Genomic DNA, 2808 nt, shown 5'->3' with positions numbered 1-2808 from the left:
TTGAAGAAGTCAAAGAGTTATCTAAATTACTTAAATGGAATAGAGTATATAAACCTGATGTTTATCAAAGCGTTAGTAAACTAAAAAAACATAGTCCAGCCAAGGACTGGAAAATAAATACTAATTTAAACGTAGCTGACCCAAAATATGGCAAATATGAGATAGAGACTTATATATATTTCAAAAATAAACAAGTTGGGAGGTTTATCAGACAATATGATGCTAATACAAATCACTTCAAAATGGACATAGCTGAATTAGAACTAAAAAAAGTTCCTAAAACTACTTCAATAATCCCAGTAACAAACGGGAAACTCATATCTAAGGGTATACCCATTGTGACTTATGTAAACCTTCATCAGATGAAGGTTTTAGGAATTAAACCTGGTAGTCTAAAAATAGGTTCTATGGGGTCTATTACAAATACTCCTTCAAACTTGCAATTGGCTTGGCTAATAAAAAAGTATCCACAAAAAAAGGTGGAAGATTTGTTTAAGTTAACCCCCTCATATCGTTATGCCGAAACAGTATACTTACAATCAGGGCATCAGATTGATGATGTTATTATTGTAAATTTACCCGTTCAACACAAGGGTAAACTCAGTGTTGATGACATACATGAGATTGCATCAAATAAAGATTTTTTTGATAAAAAAGGCATGAAAATAGAGCTACAGTATAGTACCAATGAGTTAGTTAAATACCCAGGTTTAAGCATAAATGACTTTTTACCAACAAATTACAATGTATATTTCATATTAAAATGATTTTTATGGCAAACAAAGTTGTTCTTTTAGAGTATCCACAAGCGAACAAAAATAAATTAAATAAATATCAGAAGGCTAATTTAAAAAAAATTAGAAAAGGCATATTAAAACAATGTTCTTTAAAACTGAAAATGGAAATACAACCTTTAAACCTGAACTCCATTGATTTAAACCACTGGAATTTAGTGTTTTGTGATTTCCACAAGGAGGAATTTGAAAAACTAAGCTTTAAGGATACTAATTTTATTTCAGGAGGTGTTTTTTTTATGAAAAGTAACTATACTTGGTTACAGTGGCAAAGTGATGATACCTATAAACAACCTTGGTTAGCTGGATTTATGGGCTCACAAGGTGTTGCACTGTTGTCATCAAGTAGTTTTAGAAATAGTCTTGGCTATAAAGTTTATGCTTATGCTTTTGTTGGAGTAAAAGATGTTTTACAAAACACACCAGGCTACGTCAAGGGCAAGTGGAGTATGAGTGAAAGCTGTGAAACTTTTTTTGATGAAGGAACAATTAATACAGAAAATAAAGATGAGCTGAAGTATGTATTACACGACTTAGATTCTATTTACACCAGAGTTAGTGTAAATATGGAAAGTTTTACAAAAATTTTCTTTGCTTATTTAGATGCATTAAAAGTGCATAGAAGCAAAAGCATTACTTGAAATAGTTTTTATATACTTTGTGCATTTAGGATTTGTACATCTTGGTGTGGGGACACTTTTCCTGGCTTACATTTGACTGATTTTCTTCCATCAAATTATCATGCGTACTTTATTTTGAAACCTGCTAATTAATAAATTATGAAGCGAAAAATCAACCTCATAGGTTATCCACAGTTTAATAATAACAAACTATCCAGCCATCAGAAAAAAGAGTTTAAAAAGCTTAAATCCCGCTTTAGAAAACAATCAAAACAAAACAAGTTTGAACTGTATGCAAGTGGTATAGAAGGCATTCAAGTTAATGCCTGGAACTTTGTGTTTTATGATTTTTCAGAAGAGCAATTACTTGATTTTAAGCAAATGGTAAGAGAGAATAAATCAGACCATCATAACATCTTTTTCCTTAATTCTGAGTTTAATTTTTTACATTGGCTAGATAATATAGAGTTTAAACATTTAGGGATTGCGGGTTGCATGAGTACTCAATCTACCTATTTGTTAATATCAGGTAGTCTCACTCATAAAATATTCCCATTTGCTTTTATTGATCTGACTCAGGTTCTGCAAAAATTACCTAATTTAAAAGGGTGTATACAAGAAGCAAATGGAGATACAATTTATTGCTACAAAGAAGGACAAACAAAAGAATTAATTTATGCTGTTTTGGATTTGGATAAAGTTTATTCGCGCGTAAATTTAAATTTAGAATATTTCATAGAGTTTGTCTTATTATATATGCAAACAACTGAGAGTACAGTGATTTCATGAAATTTGTCTCACCTATTAGTACGCATTGTAATGTGTTCCTTTTTTCTACGAGCATTTATAATGCGATTATGAGAAAGTGAAAGCCAAGTCATTTGCCTGGTTTTACATCTCTCAGCAAAGCATCCAGATTATATAAAATGCATTCTCTGCCTTTTTTCGGAGAGTGGGGAATGCATTTGTTTCTTTCAGCCCCGCTGGAGTAAGTCGCCTCGGATGCGCCGTCTTACTCAATATAGATTAAGTTAAAATCAGCTTGCTTATACCACTCAATAGTACAAAGTTAGAGGTGGCGACCGTACCAATGCGGGCGAAGAGTTGACATATTACACACCTCACGACAAACGTACTTGTATACCGCTGATTTGTTTGATATACCATTTTTTCTTATAAACAAAGCCACTGGAAGCATAGCTCACTATTAAAGCTGGCCTACCCCTCCTGCACCATCATTGCCCCATTGATCTTGCGCACAATCTCCTGCACAATCAAGTCGGCCGACTGTTGCACCTCCTGACCTTTAGAGTCTAAGTTGTTGATGTTGTCTACATTCATCCCGATGATATTGCCAATGGTAATGTTGATGTTTACCTGTTTGCTGCCTCCGC

3 protein-coding genes are annotated in these 2808 nt (G+C 33.2%); all 3 read left to right on the top strand.

Annotated features, from left to right (window positions below):
* A partial coding sequence (locus Q0954_RS33575; protein WP_299466335.1) for a hypothetical protein occupies positions 1-767 on the top strand: 767 nt, incomplete at its 5' end.
* 5 nt (positions 768-772) lie between these two features.
* Positions 773-1435, top strand: coding sequence for a hypothetical protein (locus Q0954_RS33570; protein WP_299466332.1), 663 nt, complete (start codon positions 773-775; stop codon positions 1433-1435).
* A gap of 138 nt (positions 1436-1573) precedes the next feature.
* The gene (locus tag Q0954_RS33565; RefSeq protein WP_299466329.1) at positions 1574-2203 is read left to right on the top strand and encodes a hypothetical protein; all 630 of its coding nucleotides are present in this window, start codon (positions 1574-1576) and stop codon (positions 2201-2203) included.
* The last annotated feature ends 605 nt before the right edge of the window (positions 2204-2808 follow it).

The organism is uncultured Microscilla sp., from assembly GCF_947493425.1.
GTDB lineage: Bacteria > Bacteroidota > Bacteroidia > Cytophagales > Microscillaceae > Microscilla.
The sequence above is the reverse complement of the archived record's forward strand: the minus strand, read 5'-3'. Positions and strand labels throughout refer to the sequence as shown.

What these genes read in the sequence shown, in the direction of transcription:
- Q0954_RS33570 (WP_299466332.1), top strand. Translation starts at nt 773, where the DNA reads ATGGCAAACAAAGTTGTTCTTTTAGAGTATCCACAAGCGAACAAAAAT.
- Q0954_RS33565 (WP_299466329.1), top strand. Translation starts at nt 1,574, where the DNA reads ATGAAGCGAAAAATCAACCTCATAGGTTATCCACAGTTTAATAATAAC.